A 593-nucleotide genomic window follows, 5' to 3' on the forward strand; every position below is an offset into this window, starting at 1 on the left:
GGCTTTCTCTTCCGCTTCTTCCATAACAGCTTTAAAATCTATATCATCGCCGTGTTCTTCTATAATGTCATCAATTAATATGGATGACATGCCCTTTAAATTTACTTTATTTAAAATGTCTGACTTAGTTATTTCTTTACCATTTTCATCATAAATATCTAAATTACCTTTAAAAACATCAATGAGTCCATTTTCAATAAGTTTCTCATTACCATTTTCATCTTTGATTATTAAATCAAATCCTAATACTTTTACATACATTTTATATACTCTCTAAAGTTCTATGTGTTCACAAATGAGGGATTTAGCCAAAAATAATGACCTTGCTTTGTATTATGCTAATTTGACAAGCCTTGTCCAGTAGGATTCTGTCGCAAATATTGTTAGAAGCGTGGCAGACCCGTCCTCCAGATACAATTATTCTGCGAGCGCGTAAAATCGCTCAAAGGCTGTCTCACCTTCAATTTCTATTTGGTCACGTTTCAGCATCGTCCACAATTCTTTACCGTGGAGGCTAGCTTTCGCTCCCTCCAATGACTTCCATCCAAGTGCTTGACGGGTTTTCTGTTTTACCCAGCGGTGACTTTGTTCTA

Annotated in this window: 1 protein-coding gene; it reads right to left on the reverse strand. The window is 35.8% G+C overall.

Features of this window, described 5'->3' with window-relative positions:
* A partial coding sequence (locus BCT34_RS24360; protein WP_165690288.1) for a hypothetical protein occupies nucleotides 1-261 on the reverse strand: 261 nt, incomplete at its 3' end.
* Nucleotides 262-593 lie beyond the last annotated feature (332 nt).

Source organism: Vibrio sp. 10N.261.45.E2, assembly GCF_002875705.1.
Taxonomy (GTDB): Bacteria; Pseudomonadota; Gammaproteobacteria; order Enterobacterales; family Vibrionaceae; genus Vibrio.